Origin of the sequence: Motilimonas pumila (assembly GCF_003596335.1) — a bacterium.
In the GTDB taxonomy this organism is placed as follows: Bacteria; Pseudomonadota; Gammaproteobacteria; order Enterobacterales; family CBDFNC01; genus Motilimonas; species Motilimonas pumila.
In genome coordinates this window covers 1-516 of record NZ_QZCH01000180.1, presented here as the reverse complement: position 1 = coordinate 516, position 516 = coordinate 1, and the positions used below count along the sequence as shown (strand labels likewise).

At 66.1% G+C, this 516-nt stretch carries 1 pseudogene; it reads left to right on the top strand.

The features are described 5' to 3' along the window. Positions 1-516, top strand: a pseudogene (locus D1Z90_RS21130) (TonB-dependent siderophore receptor); the annotation flags it as partial.

Here is a 516-nt window from a genome sequence, read left to right as displayed (position 1 = left end):
GACGTGAACTACGCGATCAACGACAGCGTCGCGGTGCGCCTGAACCTTCTGGGCGCGGAGGGCAATACGCCGGGCCGCAAGGGGGTCGAGTTCAGCCGCTGGGGCGTCGCGCCGTCGCTGGCCGTGGGTCTGAACGGCGACACCCAGATGACGGTCAGCTACTACCACCTGGATACCGACCAGACGCCGGACTACGGCATTCCGCTGCTGACCAAGACCACGGAGCCGCGCACCGCCTCAGGGATCCTGGCCGTGGATCCGCGCAGCTTCTATGGCGTCGCCGACCGCGACTATCAGAAGACGCGCTCCGACATCGTCACCTTCGCGATCGACCACAAGATCGACGACGACCTCGCCGTGCGTCAGGTGGTCCGCTATTCGAAGTCGCTGAACGACTACATCGTCACCAATCCGGGCGACGGCGGCGTGGCCCAGCTGGTCAATGGCCAGTGGTGGATGAAGCGCGGCACGAAGACACGCTGGAACCCGACCACCACCGTCGCGGCGGTGACCGAC